A 24,702-nucleotide genomic window follows, 5' to 3' on the forward strand; every position below is an offset into this window, starting at 1 on the left:
GCGCCCCCTAACCGAGGTCCGAGTCGGACGCGCGCATCAGGCGCATCTGCACGTAGGTGAGGGCGCCGAGGATCAGCACCAGGCTGAGCGCCATGGCCGCCGCGTAGCCCATGCGGAAGTGGGTGAACGCCTCCTGGTAGATGTAGTAGTAGATGACCTTGGTGGCGTTGACCGGGCCGCCCCTGGTGGCGACGGCGATGGTGTCGAAGATCTGGAAGCAGCCGATCACCGAGACGACCAGTACGAGCGCCAGCACCGGCCGCAGCAGCGGCAGCGTGACCCGGAAGAACGTGCGGATCTCGCCGGCGCCGTCCATGGCGGCGGCCTCGTACACCGAGTTCGGGATCTGCAGCATGCCCGCGTACAGCAGCAGGGCGACGTACCCGACCGAGGCCCACGTGGTCACGGCCGCGACGCTCGGCATGGCCTCGCCGGGCGCGTTGAAGAACCCGTGCGTGGACAGGCCCATGCCGTCGAGCAGCTGGTTGACGAAGCCCAGGTTGGCGTCCAGCAACCACAACCACAGCAGCGCGGTGGCCACGTTCGGCACCAGCCAGGGCAGCAGCAGCGTGGCGCGCAGCACGACCGACTTGGTCAGCCGGTGCATGAGCGCGGCCAGCAGCAGCGCCAGCGTGAGCTGCCCCACCAGGTTGAGCACGGTGTTGTAGCCGGTGAGCAGCAGCGCCTTCCAGAACAGCGGGTCGGTGGCCAGCTCGGCGTAGTTCGCCAGGCCGACGAACCCGGGCTCCGACAGCAGGTTCCAGTCGGTCGCCGACAACCACAGGCCGCGGATGCTGGGGTAGATGTAGAAGGCCGCGAACCCGGCCAGCGCGGGGAGCAGGAACAGCAGCGCGTGCCGTCCCTGCCCGCCCTCCGCGCTGTGCCGCCGTACGGTCCGGAGGACCGCCGTCATGCCAGCCTCGGCACGAGCCGCAGCGCGTTGCGCGCGTACACCTGCTCCAGCACGTCGTCGGGCAGGTCGAGCCCGGAGATCGTCCAGCGGCCCATCAGCGGCGGGTCGTCCAGCGAGTGCGCGAACGCCTCGTCGTCGGTCTCCATGAACCGGAAGTGGAGGCGGTAGATGTCCCGGTGCGGCGGGATCTCGTCGGTGCCGAACAACACCCGGCCGGGGTGGCGGAGCATCAGCGCGCGCGTGGCGCGCGGCTGGCGTCCCAGCTCGGCGACGCGCGCCGCGATGTCGATGTGGAAGTTCGGGTACGCCTCCAGCATCCGCCCGGCGAACCCCAGGTTCTCCGGCCAGCACCCGGCGTGCACCCCGATCACGGTCGTGGCCGGATGCCGGGCGACCATCCCCTCCATGGCCTCCATGAGCCGCTCGAACGAGGGGAACCCGGGCCCGGAGAAGTTCCAGTCGGGCCGGGCGGCCAGCAGTTCGAGGCGTTCGTTGCGCTCGTCCATGGGCTCGAAGAAGGCGACCGGGTCGGCGGTGTGCAACGCGATCGGGATGCCCGCCTCGCCCACGGCGGCCCATAGCGGGTCGAGCCGGGGGTCGTCGAGCATGACCAGCTCGCCCTTGTGGTCGCGGACGCGCAGCCCGACGTCCTTCCACACCTTCAGCCCGGCCGCGCCCTCGGCCACCGACCGGCGTACCTGCGCGGCCAGCCGCTCGCCGAAGCCGGGTACGGCGGTCTCGGACCAGTCGACGTGGCAGAACGTGGCGAAGCGGCCCGGGTGGGCGGCGTCGTAGCGTTCGATGTTCTCGGCCAGCTCCCGGCCCCAGCGGCCGTCGAGGTTGACCATGCCGCGCAGGTTCAGCTCGTCCATCATGTCGATCAGGGCGGGGACGTCCTCGACCATCCAGCCGCCGTCCTCGGTCAGCCAGCGTCCGAGGTGGATGTGGGCGTCCACGACGGGCACCCTGGCGCGGTCGACCTCGTGGACGGCCACCCGGAGCTGGGACACCGGCCGGTAGCGGGACAACGGCAGGTCGGCGTCGCACACGGTCATCCCCTGATGCCTTCGGGCAGCAGCTCGCCGTGGGCCTCGATCAGGGCGTCCACCAGCTCGCGGACCTTGCGTACCGGGAGGGTGGCGGCGGTGTTGGGGTCGAGCAGCGCGGCCTGGTAGACGTGGTCGCGCCGCCCCTCCAGGGCCGCCTTGACGGTCAGCTCGCCGACGCTGAGGAAGGCCCGGTTGAGCGCGGCGACCTGGGCGGGCAGCTCGCCGACGAGCACCGGCTGCACGCCGGACCGGTCGACGTGGCAGGGCACCTCGACGGTCGCCTCCGGGGGCAGGTTGGAGATCAGGCCGCCGTTGCGCACGTTGCCGTGGATCATCCTGCGGGTGCCGGTCTCCATCGAGTGGATGGCCAGCGAGGCCAGCTCCTCGCCGCGCTCGATCGGCACGCCCCGGCCCGCCTCCAGCGAGCTCTTGTACTCCTCGTACTCCTCGTAGCCTTCGGCCAGCCACTCCAGGTAGACGTTGATCGGGATGCGGTACCGTTCGACCTCCTCGGCGTGCGGCAGGAACCACGGCAGGTACTCCGAGCCGTGCTCGGAGGACTCGGTCGGGAAGTAGCCGAAGTTGCGGTAGACCTCGACGCGCACCCGCCGCCGCAGCTCCGGGTCCCGCTCGATCAGCTCGTCGAGCCGCCGGTAGAGGTTCTCCCCGTCGCGCTCGAAGCGCAGCACGAACGCCTGGTGGTTGACGCCCGCGGTGAGGAAGGAGATCTCCTCCTCCGGGACGCCGACCATCCTGGCCAGCGTCTGCTGGGTGTCGCGCGCGGCATGGCAGACGCCCACGACGTTCTTGAACGGGGTGCCGGCGTAGACCGACCACGGGATCATCGACATCGGGTTGGTGTAGGTGAACAACACCGAGTCGGGGGCCAGTTCGGCCAGGTCGTCGCCGATGCCGACCATGACCGGGATCGTGCGCAGGGCGCGGAAGATGCCGCCGATGCCGAGGGTGTCGCCGATCGTCTGGCGCACGCCGTACGCGGCGGGGATCTCCAGGTCGCGCTTGACCGCCTCCAGGCCGCCCACGGCGATCTCGTTGATCACGTAGTCGGCGCCCTCGACGGCGGCCCTGCGGTCGGCGTACGCCTCGATCTTCGCGCCGATGCCCAGCTCGCCGACCATCCAGCGGGCCATCGCCTCGGCGGTGTCGAGCCGGGCCTGGTCGATGTCGTGGAGGCCGATCGTGGACTCGGACAGTTCAGGAAATGTCAGGATGTCTGAGAGCAGGTTCTTGGCGAACGTGATGCTTCCGGCGCCCACCAGGACGATGCGGGCCATGGGTTACCTCGATTCCGGGGTCAGCAGAGCTTTGACGGGGATGGCCTGGCCGTTCATCAGCCGGGTGAAGACCTCGGCGCCCCCTTCGAGGGGGAAGGTCTCGACCCAGCTCAGGTCCCAGCCGGCGACCAGGTCGACGGCCGTGGCGAAGTCGGCCGCGTCATAGGCGAAGGAACCCAGGACGCGCTTCTCGCCGCGTACCAGGTCGGCGGCGTCGTAGCCGGCCACGTGGTCGAGCAGCCCCAGCCAGACGGCCGCGCCACCGGGGCGCAGGCGGGACAGGGACTGCTCGTGGGTCGCGGCGGCGCCGACGGCGTCGAAGATCACGTCGTACTCGCCGGTCAGCTCCGCGCCGGCCGCGACGCCGCCGAGCCGGGCGGCGACGGCCAGCCGCTCGGGCGAGCGGTCGGCCACGTCCACGGAGGCGGCGCCGCCGGACAGGGCGGTCAGCAGGCAGGTCAGCCCGATGGCGCCGGCCCCGATCACGCCCACGCGCGCCCCGGCCGGCCGCCCGGCCAGCCCCCAGGCGTGCACGGCGTTCGCCGCCGGCTCCACCACGCCGGCGGCGGTCCAGCCGAGGCCGTCGGGCAGCGGCACCACGGCGGCGGCCGGCACCGCGACGCGCTCGGCGAAGGCGCCCGGCCGGTGCACGCCGACGATCTGCCGTTTCCTGCAGACGTTGGGCCGCCCGAGCAGGCACACGTCGCAGGCGCCGCACGACAGGATCGGGTTGACCGTCACCGCCCGCCCGTCGTCGGTGCGCCCGGCGAACTCGTGCCCCATCACCAGCGGCGGCACCCGGAACCCGGGGGTCTTCACCCCGTGCAGCTCACTGCCGCAGATGCCGGAGGTGACCACGTGCACCAGCACCTCGTCCGGCCCGGCCACGGGCTCCGGCACGTCCTGCGGCTCCACGACGCCGGGCCCGGTGAAGACCAGAGCCCTCACGAGAGCCGGCCGGCGGTCGAATGCGCGCGTTCGTTCAAGATCCCATCCTATTCCGTCATACAGAATGTCATTCCGAACTGGCGCTAGGAGACCACCGAGACGAAGAGCGTGTCAAGGGTTGGGGGCGAACTCCCAGGGGGAACGGACGCCTGACCACACCCCGAGGAGCACGCCAGAACGGCCGGGCCAGGGGCGACGTCCTCGGACTATGCCCTTCGGCCCGGCCGTTCCGCGCTATTCCGAATCATGGAAAGCCGGTTTGGCTGGCAGAATCAGCTCAGCAGAACCGGCACCGCCAGCGGCCCCTCGGTGATGAGCGACGACGTGTACGCGATCTCCTCGGGCCCGACCGCCAGACGCAACCCGGGGAACCTGGCGAACAGCGACGACAACGCGATCCGCGCCTCCAGCCGGGCCAGCGGCGCCCCCAGGCAGAAGTGCGGGCCCCGGCCGAAGCCCAGGTGCCCCTCCTTGGCCTTGCCGAGGTCGAAGCTGTCGGCGTCCGGGCCGTAGCGGGCCGGGTCGGTGCCCGCGCCGGTGAGCCCGATGATGACCGGCTGACCGGCCGGGATCGTCGTGCCGGCGACGGTGACGTCCTTGAGCGGGTAGCGGAACACCATGCCGACGACCGAGTTGCGGCTGCGCAGCGCCTCCTCCACCACCTGCTCCCAGGCGTCCTCCGAACGGACGCGGTCGAGCTGGGCGGGGTCGGCGCACAGGGCGACGACCGTCTTCGCGATCAGGTGCACGGTGGTCTCGTGGCCGGCGATGAGCACGACCCACAGGATCCACAACATCTCGTTCTCGGACAGGCGGTCGCCGTCGTCCTCGTGGGCGCGGATGAGGCCGGTGGTCAGGTCGTCCCCAGGCTCCTGGCGCCGGCGCGCGATGAAGGCCGCCAGGTAGCCGAGCAGCGCCCCGGCCGCCGCGTTCACCGCGTCGGGGGCGGCGGCGTGCGACAGCAGCACGCCGGTCCACTCGCGGATCTGGGCCCGCTCGTCCTCGGGCACGCCGAACAGCTCGCAGATCACCGCGACCGGCAGCGGCTCACTGAAGGCGCGTACGAGGTCGACCTCGCCGTCCCGTTCGGCCATCCGGTCGAGCAGGTCGTCGGTCATCTGCTGGACGCGCGGCGCGAGCCCGGCCACCCGGGCCGGCGTGAAGGCCCGGTTGATCAGGCCGCGCAGCCGCCGGTGGTCGGCGCCGTCCTTGGTCAGCAGGTGGTCGCCCTCGACGACCTGGCGCAACGGCCAGTCGGCCGGGACCGTGCCGTCGTGCAGCCCGGCGAAGTTCCTGGCGTCCTTGCTGAAGAGCGTCTCGTCGTTGGCCAGCACCTCCTCCGTCGCCTCGTAGGAGGTCACCAGCCAGCCGGTCACCTCCCCGGGGAGCAGGACGCGCAGCACCGGGCCGTGCGCGTCCCGCAGGCGGCGGATCGTCTCGGACGTCCGCTCGCCGGGAACCGGGAACGGAAGTGCAGGAGTTTCCAATGCAGCCTCCCATATGCGGATGTCCCCCCACTCTCGGTGGTAAGCCCTCCCGATCCAAGACGGGAGGCTGTCACCGTCAGGCAGGCAACATCTGTCCCTCCCGCCACATAGGAGCCCCAGGTGGGTCAGGCGTTCGGCAACCCCTCACCCTCCGGCTCCAGCGCGTACGCGATGCCGGCGTCGAGGTCGCCGTCGTACCCGGCGCGGAACGCCGACTCGTAAACGTCGTCGCCCAGGGACTCGCGCGCCTGCCGCTCGCAGTCCTGCCGGGCCGCCACCCAGGCCGGGACGCTGGCCTGCGCCTGCCCATGGGTGCTCCAGATCCGCTGGGCCAGCCCCAGCAGCCGGGCCGCCCGCTCCGACCGCCCCGCGGCCCCCGCGCCGAGCGCCAGCAGGTCGACGGTCAGCCCGATCCCGAAGTTGTCGTGCAGCCTGCGCTTGGTACGCAACGCCGCCTGCCCGTAGGCGACCGCCGCGTCCAGGCGTCCGCGGGCCAGTTCGGCCTGGCCGCGCAGCAGGTCGCCATGGGAGCGCATCGACTGCTCGCCGCGCTGGTCGCACAGGGCCCGCAGGTCCTCCAGCACCGAGATCGCCTCGTCGGCCCGGCCGCCGACGGTGTGCGCGACCGCCCGGCACATCAACGCCAGCAGACCCGCGATCGTCAGGTCGCCGTCGCTCCAGCGCATCACGTACGCCGGTTCCGACTCGACCATGGCCAGTTCCAGGTCGCCGCGGATCACGCCGACCGCCGAGCGCAGCGCCTTGACGCACAGCGCGGCGAAGGCGTCGTCGTCGTCCGCGGCGGCCTCGCACTCGTCGGCCCGCGCCTCGGTGGCGGCGGCGTCCCCCTGGGTGGCCGCGAGCAGGCCGTCGGCCCACAGGGCGCGGGCGCGGGCCGTTCCGGGGGCGTGGTCGAGGGCCAGCGCCTGGCCGAGGTAGTGGCGGCCCTCCTTGGCGTAGCCGCAGCCGTACCAGAAGAACGCCAGCGTGCCGGCCAGGTCGAGGGCGGCGCGGCCGTCCCGCTCGCCGAGCGCGCTCTCCAGCGCGGCACGCAGGTTGTCGTGCTCGCCGACCATCCGGTCGTACCAGGCCGGCTGGCCGGCGCCGAGCCAGCCGGCGGCGCCGCGTACGGCCAGGTCCTGGTAGTGCTCGCGGTGCCGGCGGCGCAGTTCCTCCTCCTCGCCGAGGCCGCGCAGCCATCCGGCGCCGTACTCGCGCAGGGTGTCGAGCATGCGGTAACGCTCGCCCGAGCCGGTCGGCAGCCAGGTCAGGATCGACTCGTCGGCCAGGGCGTCGAGCAGCAGCCCGACGCCGGCCTCCGGCAGCCGCTCGTCGGCGCACACCTGGCGCACCGCATCGGCGTCGAAGTCACCGGCGAACACCGACACCCGCGCCCACAGCAGGCGTTCGGCGGGCTCGCACAGCTCGTGGCTCCACCCGACGGCGGTGCGCAGCGCCTGGTGCCAGGGCGGATCGGCCTCCTGGTCGAGCACCTGGTCGTCCTCCAGCGTGGCGAAGCGGTCCTCCAGCCGGTCGGCCAGATGGCCCAGCGGCAGGTCGCGCAGCCGGGCCGCGGCCAGCTCGATCGCCAGCGGGATGCCTTCGAGCCGGCGGCACAGCCGTACGACGTCGTCGCGGTTGGTGTCGGTGACCTCGAAGGTCGGCATCGTCTCGGTGGCCCGTTCGACCAGCAGCGTCACGGCGTCCTGGCCGCGTAGCGCGGTGGCGCCCGGCGCCGGCACGGGCAGCGGCTCGACCACGATCACCAGCTCCGGGTCCACCTCCAGCGCCCGCCGGCTGGTGGCCAGGACGTGCAGCCCCGGCACCGCGGCGAGCAGCGTCTCGACGGTCACCGCGCAGGCGCCCACCAGGTGCTCGCAGGTGTCGAGCACGAGCAGCACCTCGCGGCCGAACAGGTGCTCGGCCAGCACCTCGGCCATGGGCCTCGTGGTCTGGTCGGTGAGCCGCAGCGCCTCGGCGATGGCGTGCGGCAGCAGGGTCCCGTCGTCCAGCGGCGACAGCTCCACCAGCCAGGCCCCGCCGGTGAACGCGGACCGCAGATCGGCGGCGGCGCGCAGGGCCAGGCGGGTCTTGCCCACTCCGCCCACCCCGGTCAGGGTCACCATCCGGGAGCGCCGGCACGCCCGCCGCACCTGCTCCAACTCGTTTTCTCGGCCGATCAGGCTCGTAAGTTCCGCTGGGAGGTTGCCCGCCTGCCAGTTACCTGCCATCGTGATCGCCACCTATCGGATGAAGTTGTGACAGCAGCTTGCCGGAAGCTGATGCGCTCCGTCACTAAAAGTGAGAAAGTAGCTACTCCTACTGTTCGCCCCGTCCGGAAAGAAGAAGCCGATAGCCGGAGACACACCATGCGTTCACAGCGAGGCTGGTTCCTGCTGTTCCTGCTGGTCGAAGTGGTTGTCGCGCTGTTCGCCACCTTCGGTGGCGCCGATTTCGACCCTCTGACGGGCCTGCTCGTCCTGGCCGCCGCGGGCGGCTGGACGTTCGTGACCATCCGGGCCCAGCGCGAACAGGAGAACGAACTCGTCCGGGTTCGCCAGATCGCCGAGCTCGCCCAGCAGGCGGTCGTCCGGCCCCTGCCGCCCCGGCTCGGCGGCGTCAGCCTGGCCGTCCACACCCGTTCGGCCAACGACCAGTCGCTGGTCGGCGGCGACCTGCACGACGCGCTGGCCGCGCCCTCCGGCGTACGGGTCATCGTCGGGGACGCCAAGGGCAAGGGCATGGAGGCCGCCCACCTCAGCGCCGTCGTGCTGGCCGCCTTCCGCCGGCACGCGGCCGCCGCGCCCGACCTGGTGACGCTGGCCGGGGCGCTCGACGCCGAACTCTTCCCGCACCTCGGCGAGGAGGACTTCGTGACCGTCCTGCTGGCCGAGTTCGCGCCCGGCGAGGTACGCCTGGTCAACTGCGGCCACCCGGCGCCCCTGCGGATCGGCCACCGCCTGGAGGCGCTGGAGCCGCCCGAGCCCTCGCCGCCGCTGGGCCTCGGCCCCGACCCGCGGATGCGCCGCGCCGGTCTCGGCCTCTCCCAGCGGCTGCTGCTCTACACCGACGGCCTGTCCGAGGCCAGGGACGCCGACGGCATCGACATCCCGCTCGACCAGCACGTCAGGCACGCCCTGGCCGCGCCGGGCCTCGACCACGCGCTGCCCAACCTCCTCGACCTGCTCGACGAGCACGCCGGCGACCTGCGGGACGACCTGACGCTCGTGCTGGCGCAGCCCGTCCCCGTGCCCGATCCGGCCGAGCGGGTGCCGGGCCCGGCGCCGGGTGACCTGGGCGTCACCGTCCTGCCGGCCGACTCGGGCAACGAGCGCCCGTAGCGCGGCAGGACGCGGCGCGCGCGGGCGAGATCCCACCCCCTAAGGTGGGGACGTTCGTTCGCGGCGTCCGATGAGAGGGAGATCCGGTGAGCGGTACCGGAGAGCTTGCCGTACCCGAGTCGGTCGAGAGCGCGGGCCGTACCGGACCGCCTTCCAGCGGGCTCGCGCGGTGGTTGCTGCGGCACCAGGTCCAGCCCGTCGGCCCGGAGTCGGCCGAGGGCCACGGCGAGCCGCAGGCGTGGTGGAAGGTCATGTGCCTGACCGGCGTCGACTACTTCTCCACCCTCGCCTACCTGCCCGGCATCGCCGCGCTGGCGGCCGGGGCGCTGTCGCCGCTGGCCACGCTGCTCATCGTGGCGCTGACGCTGCTCGGCATGTTGCCGATGTACCGGCGGGTGGCCAAGGAGAGCCCCCACGGGCAAGGGTCGGTCGCCATGCTCGAACGCCTGCTGCCGTTCTGGCGGGGCAAGCTGTTCGTCCTGGTCCTGCTGGGGTTCGTGGCCACGTCGTGGATCATCACGATCACGTTGTCGGCCGCCGACGCCTCGGTGCACATCCTGGAGAACCCGTACTTCCCGAGTTTCCTGCACGGGCACGCGGTGATCATCACCGTGGTGCTGCTGCTGGTGCTCGGCGGGGTGTTCCTGATGGGCTTCACCGAGGCGGTCGGCGTCGCGATCCCGCTGGTCGCGCTGTTCCTGCTGCTCAACGCGGTCGTCGTCGCCGTCGGGTTCGCCGCCCTCGCGGCCGAGCCCGAGGCCCTGTCGCACTGGACGGACGCGCTGCTGACCGGGCGCGGCGGCTTCACCGGGCTGCTCGGCCCGGCGGTGCTGGCCTTCCCCCTGCTGGTGCTGGGCCTGTCCGGGTTCGAAACGGGCGTCAGCATGATGCCCCTCGTGGCCGCCCAGGGCGACAACCCCGAGCAGCGGCTGCGCTCGCGCATCGGCAACACCCGCAAGCTGCTGACCGTGGCCGCGCTCATCATGAGCGTCTACCTGATCGCCACCAGCTTCGTCACCACCGTGCTCATCCCGGCCGAGCAGTTCGCGCCGGGCGGGCAGGCCAACGGCAGGGCGCTGGCGTACCTGGCGCACGAGCGCCTCGGCGAGGGCTTCGGCACGGTCTACGACGTCAGCACCATCCTCATCCTCTGGTTCGCCGGGGCGTCGGCCATGGCGGGCCTGATCAACATCGTGCCGCGCTACCTGCCCTCGTACGGCATGGCGCCGGAGTGGGGCAGGGCCGTCCGGCCCGTCGTGCTGGTCTACACGGTCATCTGCGTGCTGCTCACCCTGGCCTTCGACGCCGACGTGGACGCCCAGGCCGGCGCGTACGCCACCGGCATCCTGGCCATGATGGTCTCCGGCGCGGTCGCGGTGACCATCTCGGCCGTCCGCCGCCGCCAGACCCCGGCCGTCGTCGGGTTCACCGTGCTGACCCTGGTGCTGGTCTACGCGCTGCTGGAGAACATCAGGGAGAAGCCCGACGGCATCACCATCTCGGCGTTCTTCATCCTCGGCATCGTCGCGATCTCGCTGATCTCGCGGGTGTCGCGCACGACCGAGCTGCGGGCCGACCGCGTCGAGTTCGACGAGGCGGCGCGCCGGTTCGTCACCGACTCCCTGAACTACGACGGCGCGCTCAACATCATCGCCAACCGGCGCGGCCCCGGCGACGTGGCCGAGTACCTGGCCAAGGAGAGCGAGCAGCGCGCCATGAACCCGGTGCCGGGCCGGGCCGACGTGTTGTTCCTGGAGATCGACGTCATCGACCCCTCCAGCTTCAGCGACGTGCTGCGGCTGCACGGCGTCGAGGTCGGCGGCCACCGGGTGCTGCGCGCGGAGAGCCCGGCGGCGCCCAACGCGATCGCGGCCGTCCTGCTCGCGCTGCGCGCCGCCACCGGGGTGCGTCCCCACTGCTACTTCGAGTGGGCCGAGGGCTCGCCGATGGTCCACCTGCTGCGCTACCTCATCCTGGGCCGCGGCGACACCGCCCCGGTCGTACGGGAGATCATCCGCAAGATCGAGCCCGATCCGCAGCGGCGGCCCGGCATCCACGTCGGCGGCTGACCGGCCAGGCTGACCGGCCGGCCGGGCGGGCCGGTCAGGCGGGCGGGCCAGGCCGGCAGGACGGTCAGGCGGCTTCGTCCGGCTGCCGGGGCTCCTGCCGGTCGGGCGGGAGGCCGTCGCGGTCGAGGCCCAGCAGGGCGAGACGGAAGCGGGCGCAGCGTGCTTCGAGCTCACGCTCGTCGTCGAGGATCCACTGATCGATCATGGTCATCACAGTGAACACACCGCGGCCCGGCGGACGGCGGACTTGGCGCAGTCTTTTCACCTCAGCGACCCTTCACTGCAGCAACTCGACCGTGCCGCGCTCGCCGTCCACCCGAACGCGGTCGCCGTCGCGCAGCCGCATGGTGGCGTTGCCGGTACCGACCACGGCCGGGATGCCCAGCTCGCGGGCCACGATCGAGGCGTGCGACAGCGGCGCGCCCATGTCGGTGACGACGGCGGCGGCACGCGGGAACATGGGGGTCCAGCCCACGTTCGTCAGGGTCGTGACCAGGATCTCGCCGGGCTTGAGCCGGTCGCCCTCCTCCGGGCCCGCGATGACCCTGGCGACACCCTCGACGTCGGCGGGCGCGCCGGGGAACCCGGTCACGGTGTCGCTGACCGGGACGTCGAACCCGCGGGCGTCGTACACGTCGGCCCGGCGGTCAGGGTCGGCGGCCCACCGTACGGGGTCGAACCGGCCGACGATCACCGTCGGGTACGGCGGCAGCGCGGCGTACCGTTCGTAGGTCGCCCGCCGTACCGGCACCCGGGCGAGGGCCGTCGTGTCCCCGCGCAGCACGTCGAGGATCTCCTCCAGGTACAGGAAGAACAGGTCGTCGCCGTGCCCGGTCAGCTCACCGGCGCGCACCACGAACGCCCGCGACACCCAGAAGGCCCGCATGTTCTCCGAACGCGCGGTCTCCCGGTCGCGGACGACCGCGTTCCAGCGGCGTACCCGGGCGCGAGTCCCGGCCTCCTTGCCCGGGTAGCGCGCGGCGAACCTCGCCCACGCCTCCTGCCGGGCCTTCTCCTGGCGGGCGAGCAGCGCCTCGGTGCCGGCCCGCAGGTCGCGCAGGCCGGCGAGCTGGGCGTCGATCCAGGCCTGGTCCTCGCCCGGCCGGGGCATGGAGACCTCGAACTCGTGGGGGCCGCGATGCCCGTACGCCAGCGCGAACTCCTCCCGGCTGATCTCGCCCCTGGCGAGCCTGCCCAGGCCCAGGACCGGCCCGAGGCTGGCCAGTTCGCCGTCGGCGTTCACGCCGGTCAGCATGGCCTCGGCGTCCACCTCGCCCATCAGCCTGCGCAGCCGGTCGCGGGTCCAGACGAGGGTGGCGCCGCCCTGGCGTCCGGCGGCCTCCAGCATGCGGCTGGAGGTGACCATGTGGGGCTCGATCGCGGCGGCCCACAGATCGGCCAGTTCGGGCCCTGAGGACGTGGCGGCGACGCGTTCGCGCAGTTCCTCGCAGTGCTGCCGGGAGGAGGCGAGGAAGGCCGGCATGTCCTTGAGGTTCCGGTGCACCCGCCGCTGGATGTTCACGGCCATCGGCAACACCCGTTTGACGATCTCCCAGCGCGACAGGTTCACCTTCGGCACCTCCAGGCCGCGCGGCAGCTTGCCGAAGACCTGCTCGACCGCGCCGAGCCGGCTGCGCATGCCCAGGGCGGCGGCGATGGAGTGGACGACGCTGAGGTTCATGTAGAAGCGTCCGCCGATGTTGCCCACCAGGTCGAAGCCGGGCAGCGCCGAGGCCGACATCGCCTCGTGGATGAACAGGCGGACGAACGACCAGGTCGCGGGCGTCATCACGTCGGGGATGGCCTCGCCCAGGTTGCCGCCGGTCCACAGGTAGTCGCCCTTGAGGCTGTCGTTCCACTCCTCGACCTGCTGCTTCAGGCCGGTGATCGGGCGCGCCTGGAGGATCGCGAACGTCCCGTCGTACCGGGCCCACTCGACGTCCATCGGCATGCCGTACAGGGTCTGGACGCGCTCGCCGAGCGCGGCCAGCTCCCGCGCCTGCGGCGGGTCGAGGACGGGACGGCGGCGCAGGTCCTCGGGCACCGGCTCCTCACGGGTGCCGGTCGCGGTGCGCACGGTCATGACGGTCTTGTCGGCGACCTGCGAGCCGGTGACCCGGCCGCCCGAGACGCTGATCGTGTCGGGCGTGACCTGGCCGCCGACGACGGCCTCGCCGAGCCCCCAGGAGGCGTTGATCACGATCTCGTCCCGCGCGCCGGTGACCGGGTCGGCGGTGAACATGATCCCGGCCGCGTCGGCGTCCACCAGCTCCTGGACGACCACGGCCAGAGCCACGTCGTCGTGCGGGACGCCGTTGCGCTCGCGGTAGGCGACGGCGCGCGCGTTCCAGAGCGAGGCCCAGCAGCGGCGGACCGCCTCCAGCAGGCCCTCGCCCCTGATGTTGAGAAAGGTGTCCTGCTGCCCGGCGAACGACATGCCGGGCAGGTCCTCGGCGGTCGCCGACGAGCGCACGGCCACGGCGACGTCGTCGCCGAGCGCGGCGTACGCGGCGGTGATCCGGGCGGCCAGCTCGGCCGGGATCTCGTGCGCGGCGAACAGCGCGGCGGGGTCGCCGGCTGAGGGGATCTCGTCGCGGAAGGGCGCGACGAACGACCGGTACGCCTCCGTCGTGACGACGAACCCACCGGGCACCGGCAGCCCCGCCCCGGCCAGCCGGGCCAGCGAGGCGCCCTTGCCGCCGGTGGTGCCGAGGTCGGCGGCGGCTTCGTCGTCGAGGGGGATGACTGCCTTCACTGCAAGCGCTCCTTAGCAGGGCTCAGGGATGTCGCCAGTTTGCGCCGGGCGACGTCGGCGAGTGCGTCGAGGAGGTCGAGCGTGGCCCGCGCGACGGCCCCGGCGGCGGCGGGCGGCAGCGCGCGTCCCGTGCCCACCGCGCGCTCGACCGTCTCGGCCAGCAGCGCGGCGACGCGGTCGTCGGGCAGCCGATCGGACTCCGGCAGCGCGCCGGGCAGGAACATGAAGCCGTAGAAGATCGAGCCGATCACGGTGACGTGCTCGCCCGGCTCCTCGCGTACGGCGCCGAGCCCGACCAGCTCGCGCAGGTAGGCGTCGAAGGGGCCGCCGAGTTCGAGGCCGCCCGCCGGGCCGCGCCGCTTGAGCCGGGTGAGCTTGCCGAGCACCTCGGAGTCGTCGAGCAGGACCGCGTGGAGCAGCGGCCGACGCAACAACGCCGAGGCAAGGCTCCCGAACAGCTCGCCGAGCGCGGCGGGCGCGCTGTCACGCACGCCTTCCAGCATGAGCACCCGCTCGCGCCGCAGCAGCGCGGCGAACAGCTCGTCGCGCGTCTTCCAGTGCAGGTAGATGGTGCCCTTGGCGACCCCGGCGCGTTTGGCGACGTCGTCGACCGTGGTCTTGTCGTAGCCCCAGCGCAGGATCAGCTCGGCGGCGGCGTCGAGGATCCGGTGCGCGCGCTCGGCCTGCCGCGCGGGGTCCTGCGGCGGCCTGCCCGCTCTGGCCATTCGTCGTCCTCCAATTGTTTGACCATATGAGCCTAAATGGTCATTCAATTGACGGCAAGTCTCAGATCTCCCGTACGCCGCCGGGGAGGCGCCGCCGGGCCGTAGCGTAGGGGGCATGGGCAAGGCGTTCTGGATCGACCAGGAGTTCGACAGGGACCGTGACGGGCGCTATGCCGTACACGTGCGCAAGAACCTCGACGAGTTCGAGTGGGGTGACATCGCGCCCGTCCGGTTCGCGTGCGCGGCCTGGCGGCTGGCCACGCCGCCCTCGCTCATGCCCGGCTACGTGCGCTGGGACCGGCGCGTGCTGGAGGCCACCTGCCACCGCAACACCTGGGACGGCACGCTCTACGCGCGCGTCCGGCTCGTCTCGCCGCTCCCCGAGGAGCTGACCAGGTCCCGCGCCTGGTGGCGCGACCGCGGCTGGCTGGGCTGGCAGGAGACCTTCGGCCAGTACGTCGAGCCGAGCCAGCAGGACCTCGCGCGCATCCCGTTCCTGCGCGCCACGATGCTCGTCGAGGCGCCGGTGCCGCTCGGCGACCTCGCCGCCGAGCCCGAGGGGCCGCACGACGAGGTCGAGCAGCGTGCCCACCGGGCCGTGGTGGTGCTGGCCCGCGAGCTCAACGCGCTGGTCAGCCCGGTGCTCGACCAGCTCGGTTAGCCGGCCCTTCGGCCACATGCCCGATCGCCCCGTGGGTAGCAGGGCTCATGAGACTTCCGTTCGTCGTGCCGGCTCTGCTCCTGGCGGCCGTCGGCTGCGCGGCGGACCCGACGCCCGCCGCGCGCGCGGCCGAACGGTTCCACGCCGCCCTGGAGTCCCGTCACGAGGACGCCGCGTGCGCGCTGCTGTCCCGCAAGACCGCCCGGAAGCTGCCCGACCCCGGCCAGACCTGCGGGCAGGCGCTGTCCGACCTCCACATGGGCCCGGGCGGCCGGGTCACCGAGGTGAACGTGTGGGGGAACGAGGCCCAGGTGCGGCTGACCGGCGACACGTTGTTCCTCCACCACTTCGACGACGGCTGGCGGGTGAGGAAGTGGCTGAAGGAGAACCCCCTCTCGCCGGCCTTCCTGGTGATGTTCTTGCTCGCGGTGGGCGGGCAGGCGGCCGGGGCCGTCTTCGTGTTGTCGTGGCTGGCCCAGTCGGTGGCCGGCCAGGCGGCCTACAACGCCGTACGGCTCGGCGACCTGCGCGACCCCGTCTCGTGGGGGCAGTACGTGACCTCGGCCGAGTTCTGGAACCGCAGCCTGCAGAACTGGCAGTCGGAGCTGCTGGCCGTGTTGTCGATGGTGGTGTTGTCGATCTACCTGCGTCAGCGCGGCTCGCCGGAGTCGAAACCGGTCGGCGCGCCGCACGCGGCCACGAACGTCGAGGGCTGACCGGTCACCACGGCCACGACGCGGGTGCCCGGCGCGAAGGCGCCCCGCCGGGCCAGGTCGAGCACGCCGTACAACATCTTGGCCACGTAGATGCCCTCGACGGCGTGCTCGGCGGCGAACCGGTCGAGGGCGGGGGTCGAGCGGGCGTAGCCGCCGAAGTGGTAGTCGAGGTTGACCGACCAGTTGTCCCAGGTCCGGCCGTACGCCTCGCGCTGGAGCCGGGCCACCTCGCCGGTCAGGAACCCGGCCCCCTTGAGCACCGCGAACCCCAGCGCCCGGCGGCCCGGCGGCAGCCCTGCCGCGATGCCGGCGAGGGTGCCGCCGGTGCCGACCGGGCAGCAGACCACGTCGTAGTCGACGCCGATCTCCGGCGGGAGCTCGGCGCAGCCGCGTACGGCCGCCGCGTTGCTGCCGCCCTCCGGCAGGATCTCGACGTCCCCCCATTGCTCCCGCAGCCGCGCCCGCACCTCGGGCGTGTGTTTGAGGCGGTAGGAGGCGCGATCGAGGTAGGTGAGCGTCATCCCGCAGGCGGCCGCGCAGGCGAGCGTGGGGTTGAGCGGCAGGTGCTCCTCGCCCCTGATCACGCCGATCGTCTCGATCCCGTGCCGCCGTCCGGCCCGCGCCACGGCCCTGATGTGATGGGAGTACGCCCCGCCGAAGGTGAGCAGCCGCGGATGGCCCAGGTTGTACTTGAGCTTGCGCTGCTTGTTGTCGTCGTGCATCAGGAACACCCGGACCTGGCCGAGCGCTGGATCCAGGAGCTCCTCCATGGCGCTAGTCTACGGTCGGGCCTTTGTTGAGGAGTGTTGGATTATGCGCGTTGCTGAAGCTTTTCGTGCCGCCTTCGGAGCCGATCCCCAGACCGTCTGGCGCGCGCCCGGCCGGGTCAACCTGATCGGCGAGCACACCGACTACAACGACGGGTTCGTCCTGCCCTTCGCGGTGCCGTGGGGTGTGAGCGCCGCCGTCACGCCGCGTACCGACCAGACCATCCGCCTGCTGTCCCTCCAGTCCCCCGGCGGCGCGATCGAGCTGTCGGCCAGGGAGGAGGCGACCGGCTGGGCCCGCTACGCCGTCGGCGTGCTGGCCATGCTGGGCGACCGGGTCGCGGGCGCGGACATCGCCGTCGACGGCGACGTGCCTGAGGGCGCGGGGCTCAGCTCCAGCGCCGCGCTGGAGGTGGCCGTCGCCTCCGCGCTCGACGACGTCCACGGGCTGGGCCTGACGCCGATGGAGATCGCCCTGCTCAGCCAGCGGGCCGAGAACGACTTCGTCGGCATGCCGTGCGGCATCATGGACCAGGCCGCCTCGGCCCTGTGCCAGGAGGGCCACGCGCTCTTCCTCGACTGCCGCTCGCTGGGCTCCAGGAACATCCCGCTCGACCTGGCCGCCGAGGGCCTTGGCATCCTCATCATCGACACCCAGGTGCACCACGAGCACGCCGGCGGCGAGTACGCCAAGCGCCGCGCGGAGTGCGAGTCGGCCGCCCGCAAGCTCGGCGTGGCGTCCCTGCGCGATGTCACCGACCTGGCCGCGGCCCTCGACCGCCTCCAGGGCGACGAACGCAAGCGCGTCATGCACGTCGTCACCGAGAACCACCGCGTCGAGGCCCTGATCGGCCTGCTGCGCGCGGGCAAGGTCACCGAGATCGGCGCCCTGCTCAACGCCTCCCACCTGTCCCTGCGCGACCAGTACGAGGTCTCCTCGCCGGAGCTGGACGTGGCCGTCGAGGCCGCCTTCCGCGGCGGCGCCCGCGGGGCCAGGATGACCGGCGGCGGCTTCGGCGGCTCGGCCATCGCCCTGGTCGCCCTGGACCGCCTGGACAACGTGCACGAGTCGGTCTCGGCCGCCTACGCCGAGCGCGGCTTCCGTGCCCCGCGCTTCCTGTCCGCCACCGCGGCCAGGGGCGCCCACCGCCTCGCCTAGCCCTGGCCGGCGCCCGCCCGTGCCAGGTTGACGCCGCTGGAGATGATCCCGATGTGGCTGAACGCCTGCGGGAAGTTGCCCAAGAACGCTCCCGTGGCCGGGTCGATCTGCTCCGGGAGCAGGCCGAGCGGGCTGGCGCGGGCGCACAGGGAGGCGTACAGCTCCTCGGCGCGGTCCCGGTGGCCCTGCATGACCAGGTTGTCCACCAGCCAGAAGCTGCACAGCAGGAAGGCTCCCTCGTCGCCGGGCAGGCCGTCGGGCGACTGCCCGTGCAGGTAGCGGTAGAGCAGGCCGTCGCCGGCCGACAGGCGTTCGGCGATGGCGGCGGTGGTGGCCACCATGCGCGGATGGCCGGCCGGCACGACCTTGCGCAGCGGCAGGGCGAGCAGGCTGGCGTCCAGGCCGCCGCCGCCGTCCAGGTGCTCGCTCAGGCACCGTGCCTCCTCGTTCCACGCCTGGTCCAGGATGAGCCGGCGCAGCTCCTCGGCGTCGGCCCGCCACCTGGCGATCGGACCGGCCAGCCCGAGCCGTTCGCCGATGGCCGCGGCCCGGTCCAGCGCCACCTGGCACATGCCCGCGGAGTACGTGAAGACCCGGCCCTGGCTGCGTACCTCCCAGATGCCCTGGTCCGGTTCCCGCCACGTGCGCCCGGCGGCCTCGGCCAGCTCTGACAGGCCCGCCCATAGCGCGGGCTGGAGCTCGCGGCCGGGAAGCAGCCATTGGTCGGCGCAGTCCAGGACCTCGCCGTAGACGTCGTGCTGGCGCTGGTCGGCGGCGCCGTTGCCCCAGCGCACCGGCGCCGAACGCCGGTAACCCTCCAGGCCGGGATCGAGGATCTCCTCGGGGATGGGGTCGCCGCGCAGCGTGTACATGATCCGCGGCCGGCCACTCTGCTCGAAGGCGTCGAGCACCCAGCCGAGGAATCCGTCGGCCTCCTCCTCGAACCCGACGCGGCGCAGCGCGAAGACCGCGTACGCGGCGTCGCGGATCCACGTGTACCGGTAGTCCCAGTTGCGCACCCCGCCGACGGGCGCGGGCAGGGAGGACGTGGGCGCCGCGACCAGCGAGCCGTTGACCCAGTCGTCGCACAGCTTGAGCGTGATCACCGAACGCCGTACCAGCGCCTCCTGCGGGCCGTGGTAGCCGCACGCGAGCATCCAGCGCCGCCAGGCGTCGGCCGTCTGCCGTACCATCGCCTCGGCGTCGAACCGGTGGTGGCGGTGGATGCGTCCCCACGACAGCACCAGGTCGAGCCGGTCCCCCTGCCGGAGGTCGTGGTCCGTGCGCAGGCCGTTCAGCGGCCGGTTGGACCGCAGGTGCAGCCGCAGGTCGGGCCGCCGGGACGCGCGCACCTCCAGACCGCTGCCTAGCACCCGGACCTGGCCGCCGCCGCGCGGCTCCAGCTCGGCCCGCAGGCGTACGCTCCCGTCCAGGACGACCGCGGACCTGACCAGCTCGCCCCGGCCCCCACCCGCGTCGTCGCTGAGGTCGGCGCCCGCGCGCAGGGCCAGGGCGTCGGTGATCCGGACGAGGCCGTCCGGGCCGCGCAGCTCGGTGACCAGCACCGCGGTGTCCGGCTCGTAGTAGTGCCTGGCCTCCAGCAGGTCGTCGAGGGTCAGCGTGAAGTGGCCGCCGCGCCGGTGGTCCAGCAGGCCGCACAGCAGCGGGTCGCTGTCGAAGGAGGGCAGGCACAACCACGGGATCGAGCCGTCGACGCCGACCAGCGCCGCCGTCGTGCCGTCGCCGATGAGGCCCAGGTCCTCCAGCGCCAGATAGCCCTCCCGGCGGCGTACCGGGTGGAAGGGCGGGTCGAGGTCGAGCATGCCTGGCGTTCTCCTCCGTGCCACGTGCCGGCGGAGTGGGGGGCGCTCGTCGCCGTGTCCGTCCGATGATCGGCTTGCGTCACGGGAAGGTGATCAACACCTTCACCACGTCGTCGAGCTTCTTGTCCGCGACCTCGAAGGCCCGTTCCATCTCCTCGAAGCGGAACGTGTGGGTGGTCATGGGCGTCGGATCGAGCCGCCCGCCCCTCAGGACGCGCAGCAGGCGTTCCATGCGCAGTCTGCCGCCGGGGCACAGGCCGGTCGCGATCGTCTTGTCGGCCATCCCGACGCCCCACTCGACGCGCGGGATGCGGATGTACTCGCCCTCCCCGTAGTAGCCGGTGTTCGACACCGTGCCGCCCGGCTTGATGATCTTGACTGCGGTCTGGAAGGTCACGTCCGCGCCGAGCGCCTCGACGGCGGTGTCCACACCCTGGCCGCCGGTCAGGTCGAGCACGCGCCCGACGACGTCCTCGGTGGCGAAGTCGACGATCTCGTCGGCGCCGTAGTGGCGGGCGAGCTTCTGCCGGCCGGGCACCGACTCGACCCCGATGATCAGGCCGGCACCGCGCAGCCTGGCTCCCGCGGTGGCCATGAGACCCACCGGGCCCTGGGCGAGCGCGTCGACCGTCCCGCCGATCGGGATGTTGCCGTTCTCGGCGCCCATGAAGCCGGTCGAGAGCATGTCGGCGCAGTAGACGGCCCGCTCGTCCGGGACGTCGTCCGGGATCTTCGCCATGTTGGCGTCGGCCTCGTTGACGTGGAAGTACTCGGCGAAGACGCCGTCCTTGGAGTTGGCGAACTTGAACCCGCCGAGCGGGCCGCCCGACTGCGACGGGTGGCCGTTCTGGGAGGCCGGGTCGCCCCAGTCGGGGGTGATGGCGCCCACCAGGACCCGGTCGCCCGGCCGGAAGTCCCGTACCTCGTCGCCCACCTCGTGCACCACGCCGATGCCCTCGTGCCCGAGCGTCAGGTTCTCCCGCGGCCCGATGCCGCCTCTGACCGTGTGGGAGTCGGAGGTGCAGATGAGCGCGGTGGTGGTGCGTACGACGGCGTCACGTGGACCGGGCCGCGGCACGGGTTTGTCCAGGAAGCCGACCTGGCCGATCTCCCGCATGACGAAAGCTTGCACCGCGCCCCCCGATGATCCCCCGTGCCCGGCGTCGCCGGCATGCCGGTACGCCGCGGACAAGCCCTGGCCTACCCTGCCGACCTCGCCGTTTAACCTGGGGACCCGCCGCCGGGCGGCGACGGCGTGGCTCTAGAGCGGCGGGAAGTCGGGCGCGCGTCGTTCGAGGAAGCTGGCGACGCCCTCGGCGAAGTCGGGCCGCCCGAAGGAGGCCATCATCTCGTGGACGGCCTTCCTGGCCGACTCCTCAAGGGTGGCGTCCCAGTCGTTCCACACCTGCCGCTTGATCACCGCCATGGACGCCGGGGAGCTGTGCACGGCCAGCTCCCTCGCGTACTCGTGCGCCTGGGCCAGCAGCGTCTCCCCCGGCACCGCCCGGTTGACCAGGCCCAGTTCGTACGCCTCCCTGCCGGTGAACACCCGGCCCGACAGCAGGATGTCCATGGCCCGCTGCTGGCCCATGACGCGCGGCAGCACCCACGACAGGCCGTACTCGGCGACCAGGCCGCGGCGCGGGAACGCCGTCGTCCACTTGGCCTCCTCGGCCGTGAAGACCAGGTCGCAGACGAGCGCGTGCACCATGCCGAGCCCGGCGCAGGCCCCGTTGACCGCCGCGATGATCGGCTTGCCGATGGTCGTGGGGAACGTGTTGGGCCTCGGGTCGGGGGTCTCGTCGTAGGAGCCGGTCTGGATGGCGGCGAGCGTCCTGAAGTCGGCCCCGGCGCAGAACCCCTTGCCCGCGCCGGTCACCACGATCACCCGGACCTCGGGGTCCTTCTCGGCCTGTGCCAGCAGGTCGAAGTAGCGCCGGCCCATGGCGTCCGTCCAGGCGTTGAGCGTATCGGGACGGTTGAAGGTCAGCGTGAGCACGCCCTGGTCGGACGATGAGAGCACAAGTTCCGCCATGCCCCAACCGAACCATGTTCTGGGCCGGGCTGGCAAGCCGGTCAGCGGGTGGGCCGGTGGTGCACGTACGCGGGGGTCAGCTCGCACGTGTCGTAGTACCGGTGGAAGACCGGGGTGGCGCCGCCCGACAGCGGGGGCACGATCCACGACCAGTCGGCCGGGCAGCGGCGTCCGGCCCGCTCCTCGCGTTCCAGGTGGGTCAGGAAGCGCCGCGACTCGGTGTGGTGGTCGGTGATCGTCACCCCGTCCTGTTCGAACGAGTGCAGCACCGCCACGTTGAGCTCCACCAGCGCGTGGTCGCGCCACAGCGAGCGCTCGGTGGAGGTGTCCAGCCCGAGGCGCGCGGCGACCTCCGGGAGCAGGGCGGCCAGGTCGGCGTCGGCCAGGTTGCGCGCCCCGATCTCGGTGCCCATGTACCAGCCGTTGAACGGCGCACACGGGTAGCACACACCCCCGATCTCCAGGCACATGTCCGAGATGACCGGAACGGCGTGCCAGCGCAGCCCCAGCTCGGCGAACCACCCGTACTCCGGGTGTCGCAGCGGCACCTCCAGCACGGCGTCGCCCGGCAGGTTGCACAGCAGCGGGTCGCCGAGCCCGGACCGTACGATCAGCGGCAGCACGTCGAACCGCCCCGGCCCGCCGCGCCACCCCAGTTCCTTGGCCGCGTCGGTGAGCACGACGTTGCGCGGGTCGCCGAGGACGCCGCCGCCCAGACGGTGCCCGGCGTAGCGGACGAGCTGGTCGTTGAGCACCCGCGGGCCCGGCATGGCCGGGGTGTCCGGGGCGAAGACGGTGACGGTGGGCCTGATCCGTCCCTCGCCTGTCGCCTCCCGCAGGTGGGCCACGCACTCCACCGCCACGCCCTCGGCCGTCGCCACCTCCCGCCGGTCGCGTACCTTCAGCGAGCGCCAGTACAGGCGTCCGATGCACCGGCCGCTGTTGCGCCAGGCGACCCGCGCGCCGAACTCCAGCTCCTCGAAGGTGTGGACGTACGTGCCGTGGCGGGCGACGTCTCTGGCGACGTCACGCAGCCGGGCGGGCAGGCCGCCGGCGGAGGGGTTCTCGGCGTGGAAGAGCCTGATGAAACGCTCTGCCTCGCGGACGTCCGTGGTGCGCCCGAACAGCGCGTGCACGGCATGAACATCGAAGGGACGCAAAGACCTGATCCAGGTACGCACGCGGCAACCAACACATTCCCGTCAGCGGAGCGCCCCGCCGATTCCGGGTCGGCGACACGTCCTGCCGGCGGCGCCCTCTCCACGCCACCGTCACGACTTCCCGCGGCTGCCGACCACAACGACCGACACCCCCATCTTCCCGCCCCAACCCCACCTTTGTCCCCGCAACCCACAAATCCCGTAACCCACCCACTACACCCGGTAAATCCCCCGCCCCGGCAGAACGTGCCCCCTCCGCCGAACGCGCCCCGGCGGAGGGGACCGCACATCCACCCACCTCAACGGAAGCGGGCCTCCGGATCAGCGCAGCACGTCGTCGGAACGACCATCCACCACGCAGGTCAGATGGACGACGCGACCACGGAACCGGTGCTTGACGACCTTGCGCGGCAGCTCGGTCGCAGGCACGCTGACCGAGAACCGATCCGTGGCGAGGACCTTCTCCCCGCTCACCACCTCAGCGAGCTCGGGCCCGATCACATCCTCCTCGACGAACTCGGCGACCTTGACCTTGGAGAACCTGACCCGCTCGCCCTCACCCGTCCAGCACACCAGCTTCCCGGCGGGCCGGGCCTCGGTCACGACCGACCCGCGCCACCTGCTCCCACCACCGTCGTCGGCCAGCGCCGCCCCCGCCATGCCCGCCAGCCCGAGCAGCACGGCGGTGCCGACGACGGCGATACGTCGCTTGAACATGGGATTCTCCTCCCCGAGATGATTTCGACCATCCCGAGGATCACCCGCACCCCCTGAAGCGAGCCTTAAGGCACCCGAAGTGATCTTCAGCTTCCCCCGAGCCCCACTCACGACAGCCGCCGCCCGAGCCCCCAGCGCGTCCCGCCGACCCCGCCCCGAAGCCCTCAGCCGATCACGCTGTCCAGCACCAGGTTCACCACACCGATCCCGGCCGCCAGCACCCCCACCACCAACCCCGCCACCGACATGCTGCGATTGGACACCGTCGAGACAGTAGGCCTGCGCCACACGCCCGGCCACGCCAGCACCACCGCGACGACCCCCAGGGCCAGCATCGTCCAGCCCGGCGCCCCCAGCTTCGCCCTCAACGGCCCACCCGCGAACATGGCCAGGCAGGCGACGACCAACGAAGAAAGACCCAACCGCTCAGATAAGCGCCCCATTCCACCGGATTAAACAACCCCCACAAAGCCGAGCGCCACTCCCGGACCCCGAAGGTCCTTGTCGGTGGCAGCGTTTACGCTCCCCCTTCATGAACAACGAAGGGACTCGCACCGTACGCCTGACAGTCGAAGTCTCCGACTGCGGCGTCGCCGGTCTGGGGGACAAGGATCTCGACGGGTGTGCCGACACACCGGTCCAGTCCGCCGGCTTCATCGAGGTCGAGCAGGGCTGGGTCACCCTTCACATCACCCACCAGTGCGGACCGGCCGACTTCACCGTGACGATCGCCGACCGCGACCCCGGAGCAGATCTCGCCACCTACGAGGACATCACGGAAATCGGCTACGTCTCCATCTCAGGCAAAGTGGAGATGAGCGGATTCACCTTCGACGCGGCCGTGACGCATCCCCTGCCATCCCTTCCGGCCGGGCCCGGAACCTACCGCATTCGATATCACGTCAAGAACATGGATTGGGAAGGCGCAAGGGACGACGGCGTCGACGACCACTACCTTCAGATATGGCCCGCCCCCCTTGAGGAGCCCGCCATCGTCAAGGCCACGAGCAACGCTTCTGAGTACTTCCTCGATCGAGAGAAGTTCGCTCGCGACCGAGAACTGTGAGCACCCGCCGGCACGC

General features: G+C 72.1%; 22 protein-coding genes. 6 read left to right on the plus strand and 16 right to left on the minus strand.

Annotated features, from left to right (window positions below):
• Positions 1-7: 7 nt before the first annotated feature.
• The 6 genes from DMB42_RS10645 to DMB42_RS10670 all read right to left on the minus strand — a co-directional run bounded on the left by DMB42_RS10645 (position 8) and on the right by DMB42_RS10670 (position 7,923).
• Positions 8-913, minus strand: a complete 906-nt coding sequence (locus tag DMB42_RS10645) for a carbohydrate ABC transporter permease (RefSeq protein ID WP_125633191.1) — start codon at positions 911-913, stop codon at positions 8-10.
• Positions 910-1,968 (minus strand): amidohydrolase family protein, encoded by a 1,059-nt coding sequence (locus DMB42_RS10650; RefSeq protein WP_125633193.1) that lies wholly within the window; start codon positions 1,966-1,968, stop codon positions 910-912. Before DMB42_RS10650 ends, DMB42_RS10645 begins: the two co-directional genes overlap by 4 nt.
• Positions 1,965-3,257, minus strand: coding sequence for an alpha-galactosidase (gene melA, locus DMB42_RS10655; RefSeq protein WP_125633195.1), 1,293 nt, complete (start codon positions 3,255-3,257; stop codon positions 1,965-1,967). Before melA ends, DMB42_RS10650 begins: the two co-directional genes overlap by 4 nt.
• Positions 3,258-3,260: 3 nt before the next feature.
• Positions 3,261-4,205, minus strand: coding sequence for an alcohol dehydrogenase catalytic domain-containing protein (locus tag DMB42_RS10660; protein ID WP_125633197.1), 945 nt, complete (start codon positions 4,203-4,205; stop codon positions 3,261-3,263).
• Positions 4,206-4,477: 272 nt separating this feature from the next.
• Positions 4,478-5,692, minus strand: coding sequence for a cytochrome P450 (locus DMB42_RS10665; RefSeq protein ID WP_125633198.1), 1,215 nt, complete (start codon positions 5,690-5,692; stop codon positions 4,478-4,480).
• A gap of 125 nt (positions 5,693-5,817) precedes the next feature.
• Positions 5,818-7,923 carry a LuxR family transcriptional regulator gene (locus tag DMB42_RS10670; protein WP_148109011.1) on the minus strand — a complete coding sequence of 702 codons (2,106 nt, stop codon included), beginning with the start codon at positions 7,921-7,923 and terminating at the stop codon, positions 5,818-5,820.
• A gap of 138 nt (positions 7,924-8,061) precedes the next feature.
• On the opposite strand from DMB42_RS10670, the gene DMB42_RS10675 reads away from it, so the two are divergent.
• Together DMB42_RS10675 and DMB42_RS10680 are read left to right on the plus strand one after the other, a co-directional pair.
• The gene (locus DMB42_RS10675; protein WP_185844577.1) at positions 8,062-9,033 is read left to right on the plus strand and encodes a PP2C family protein-serine/threonine phosphatase; all 972 of its coding nucleotides are present in this window, start codon (positions 8,062-8,064) and stop codon (positions 9,031-9,033) included.
• Between the two features lie 86 nt (positions 9,034-9,119).
• Complete coding sequence (locus DMB42_RS10680) at positions 9,120-11,102, plus strand: amino acid transporter (protein WP_125633204.1); 1,983 nt, start codon at positions 9,120-9,122, stop codon at positions 11,100-11,102.
• A gap of 64 nt (positions 11,103-11,166) precedes the next feature.
• On the opposite strand, the gene DMB42_RS53085 is transcribed toward DMB42_RS10680, so the two are convergent.
• The 3 genes from DMB42_RS53085 to DMB42_RS10690 all read right to left on the minus strand — a co-directional run bounded on the left by DMB42_RS53085 (position 11,167) and on the right by DMB42_RS10690 (position 14,582).
• A complete protein-coding gene (locus DMB42_RS53085; RefSeq protein ID WP_185844578.1) occupies positions 11,167-11,307 on the minus strand; it encodes a hypothetical protein in 141 nt (46 codons plus the stop codon).
• 72 nt (positions 11,308-11,379) lie between these two features.
• Entirely contained in the window at positions 11,380-13,857 is a 2,478-nt protein-coding gene (locus tag DMB42_RS10685) for a PEP/pyruvate-binding domain-containing protein (protein WP_125633206.1), read from the minus strand.
• On the minus strand, positions 13,854-14,582 hold the full coding sequence (locus DMB42_RS10690) for a TetR/AcrR family transcriptional regulator (RefSeq protein WP_125633207.1): 729 nt from the start codon (positions 14,580-14,582) through the stop codon (positions 13,854-13,856). Before DMB42_RS10690 ends, DMB42_RS10685 begins: the two co-directional genes overlap by 4 nt.
• 115 nt (positions 14,583-14,697) lie before the next feature.
• On the opposite strand from DMB42_RS10690, the gene DMB42_RS10695 reads away from it, so the two are divergent.
• Complete coding sequence (locus DMB42_RS10695) at positions 14,698-15,243, plus strand: hypothetical protein (RefSeq protein WP_125633209.1); 546 nt, start codon at positions 14,698-14,700, stop codon at positions 15,241-15,243.
• 47 nt (positions 15,244-15,290) lie between these two features.
• Complete coding sequence (locus DMB42_RS54860; RefSeq protein WP_260477613.1) at positions 15,291-15,959, plus strand: DUF6766 family protein; 669 nt, start codon at positions 15,291-15,293, stop codon at positions 15,957-15,959.
• Here DMB42_RS54860 and DMB42_RS10705 read toward each other — a convergent pair.
• Positions 15,893-16,729 (minus strand): 1-aminocyclopropane-1-carboxylate deaminase/D-cysteine desulfhydrase, encoded by an 837-nt coding sequence (locus DMB42_RS10705; protein WP_125633210.1) that lies wholly within the window; start codon positions 16,727-16,729, stop codon positions 15,893-15,895. The two genes, DMB42_RS54860 and DMB42_RS10705, sit on opposite strands and share 67 nt — an antisense overlap.
• 43 nt (positions 16,730-16,772) lie before the next feature.
• Here DMB42_RS10705 and galK point away from each other — a divergent pair, with 43 nt between their 5' ends.
• Positions 16,773-17,885, plus strand: a complete 1,113-nt coding sequence (gene galK, locus DMB42_RS10710; protein WP_125633212.1) for a galactokinase — start codon at positions 16,773-16,775, stop codon at positions 17,883-17,885.
• On the opposite strand, the gene DMB42_RS10715 is transcribed toward galK, so the two are convergent.
• The 6 genes from DMB42_RS10715 to DMB42_RS10740 all read right to left on the minus strand — a co-directional run bounded on the left by DMB42_RS10715 (position 17,882) and on the right by DMB42_RS10740 (position 23,988).
• On the minus strand, positions 17,882-19,708 hold the full coding sequence (locus DMB42_RS10715) for a glycoside hydrolase family 15 protein (RefSeq protein WP_125633214.1): 1,827 nt from the start codon (positions 19,706-19,708) through the stop codon (positions 17,882-17,884). The genes galK and DMB42_RS10715 overlap by 4 nt on opposite strands.
• 79 nt (positions 19,709-19,787) lie before the next feature.
• Entirely contained in the window at positions 19,788-20,825 is a 1,038-nt protein-coding gene (locus tag DMB42_RS10720; protein ID WP_260477614.1) for an NAD(P)-dependent alcohol dehydrogenase, read from the minus strand.
• A gap of 144 nt (positions 20,826-20,969) precedes the next feature.
• Entirely contained in the window at positions 20,970-21,743 is a 774-nt protein-coding gene (locus DMB42_RS10725) for an enoyl-CoA hydratase-related protein (protein ID WP_125633217.1), read from the minus strand.
• Positions 21,744-21,784: 41 nt separating this feature from the next.
• A complete protein-coding gene (locus tag DMB42_RS10730) occupies positions 21,785-22,879 on the minus strand; it encodes a nitric oxide synthase oxygenase (protein WP_260477615.1) in 1,095 nt (364 codons plus the stop codon).
• A gap of 345 nt (positions 22,880-23,224) precedes the next feature.
• Positions 23,225-23,620, minus strand: coding sequence for a hypothetical protein (locus DMB42_RS10735; RefSeq protein ID WP_125633221.1), 396 nt, complete (start codon positions 23,618-23,620; stop codon positions 23,225-23,227).
• A gap of 164 nt (positions 23,621-23,784) precedes the next feature.
• A complete protein-coding gene (locus tag DMB42_RS10740) occupies positions 23,785-23,988 on the minus strand; it encodes a hypothetical protein (RefSeq protein WP_125633223.1) in 204 nt (67 codons plus the stop codon).
• Positions 23,989-24,152: 164 nt separating this feature from the next.
• Between DMB42_RS10740 and DMB42_RS10745 the strand changes: the two genes are divergently transcribed.
• A complete protein-coding gene (locus tag DMB42_RS10745) occupies positions 24,153-24,686 on the plus strand; it encodes a hypothetical protein (RefSeq protein ID WP_125633225.1) in 534 nt (177 codons plus the stop codon).
• Positions 24,687-24,702: the final 16 nt, after the last annotated feature.

Origin of the sequence: Nonomuraea sp. WAC 01424 (assembly GCF_003947315.1) — a bacterium.
GTDB lineage: Bacteria > Actinomycetota > Actinomycetes > Streptosporangiales > Streptosporangiaceae > Nonomuraea > Nonomuraea spiralis.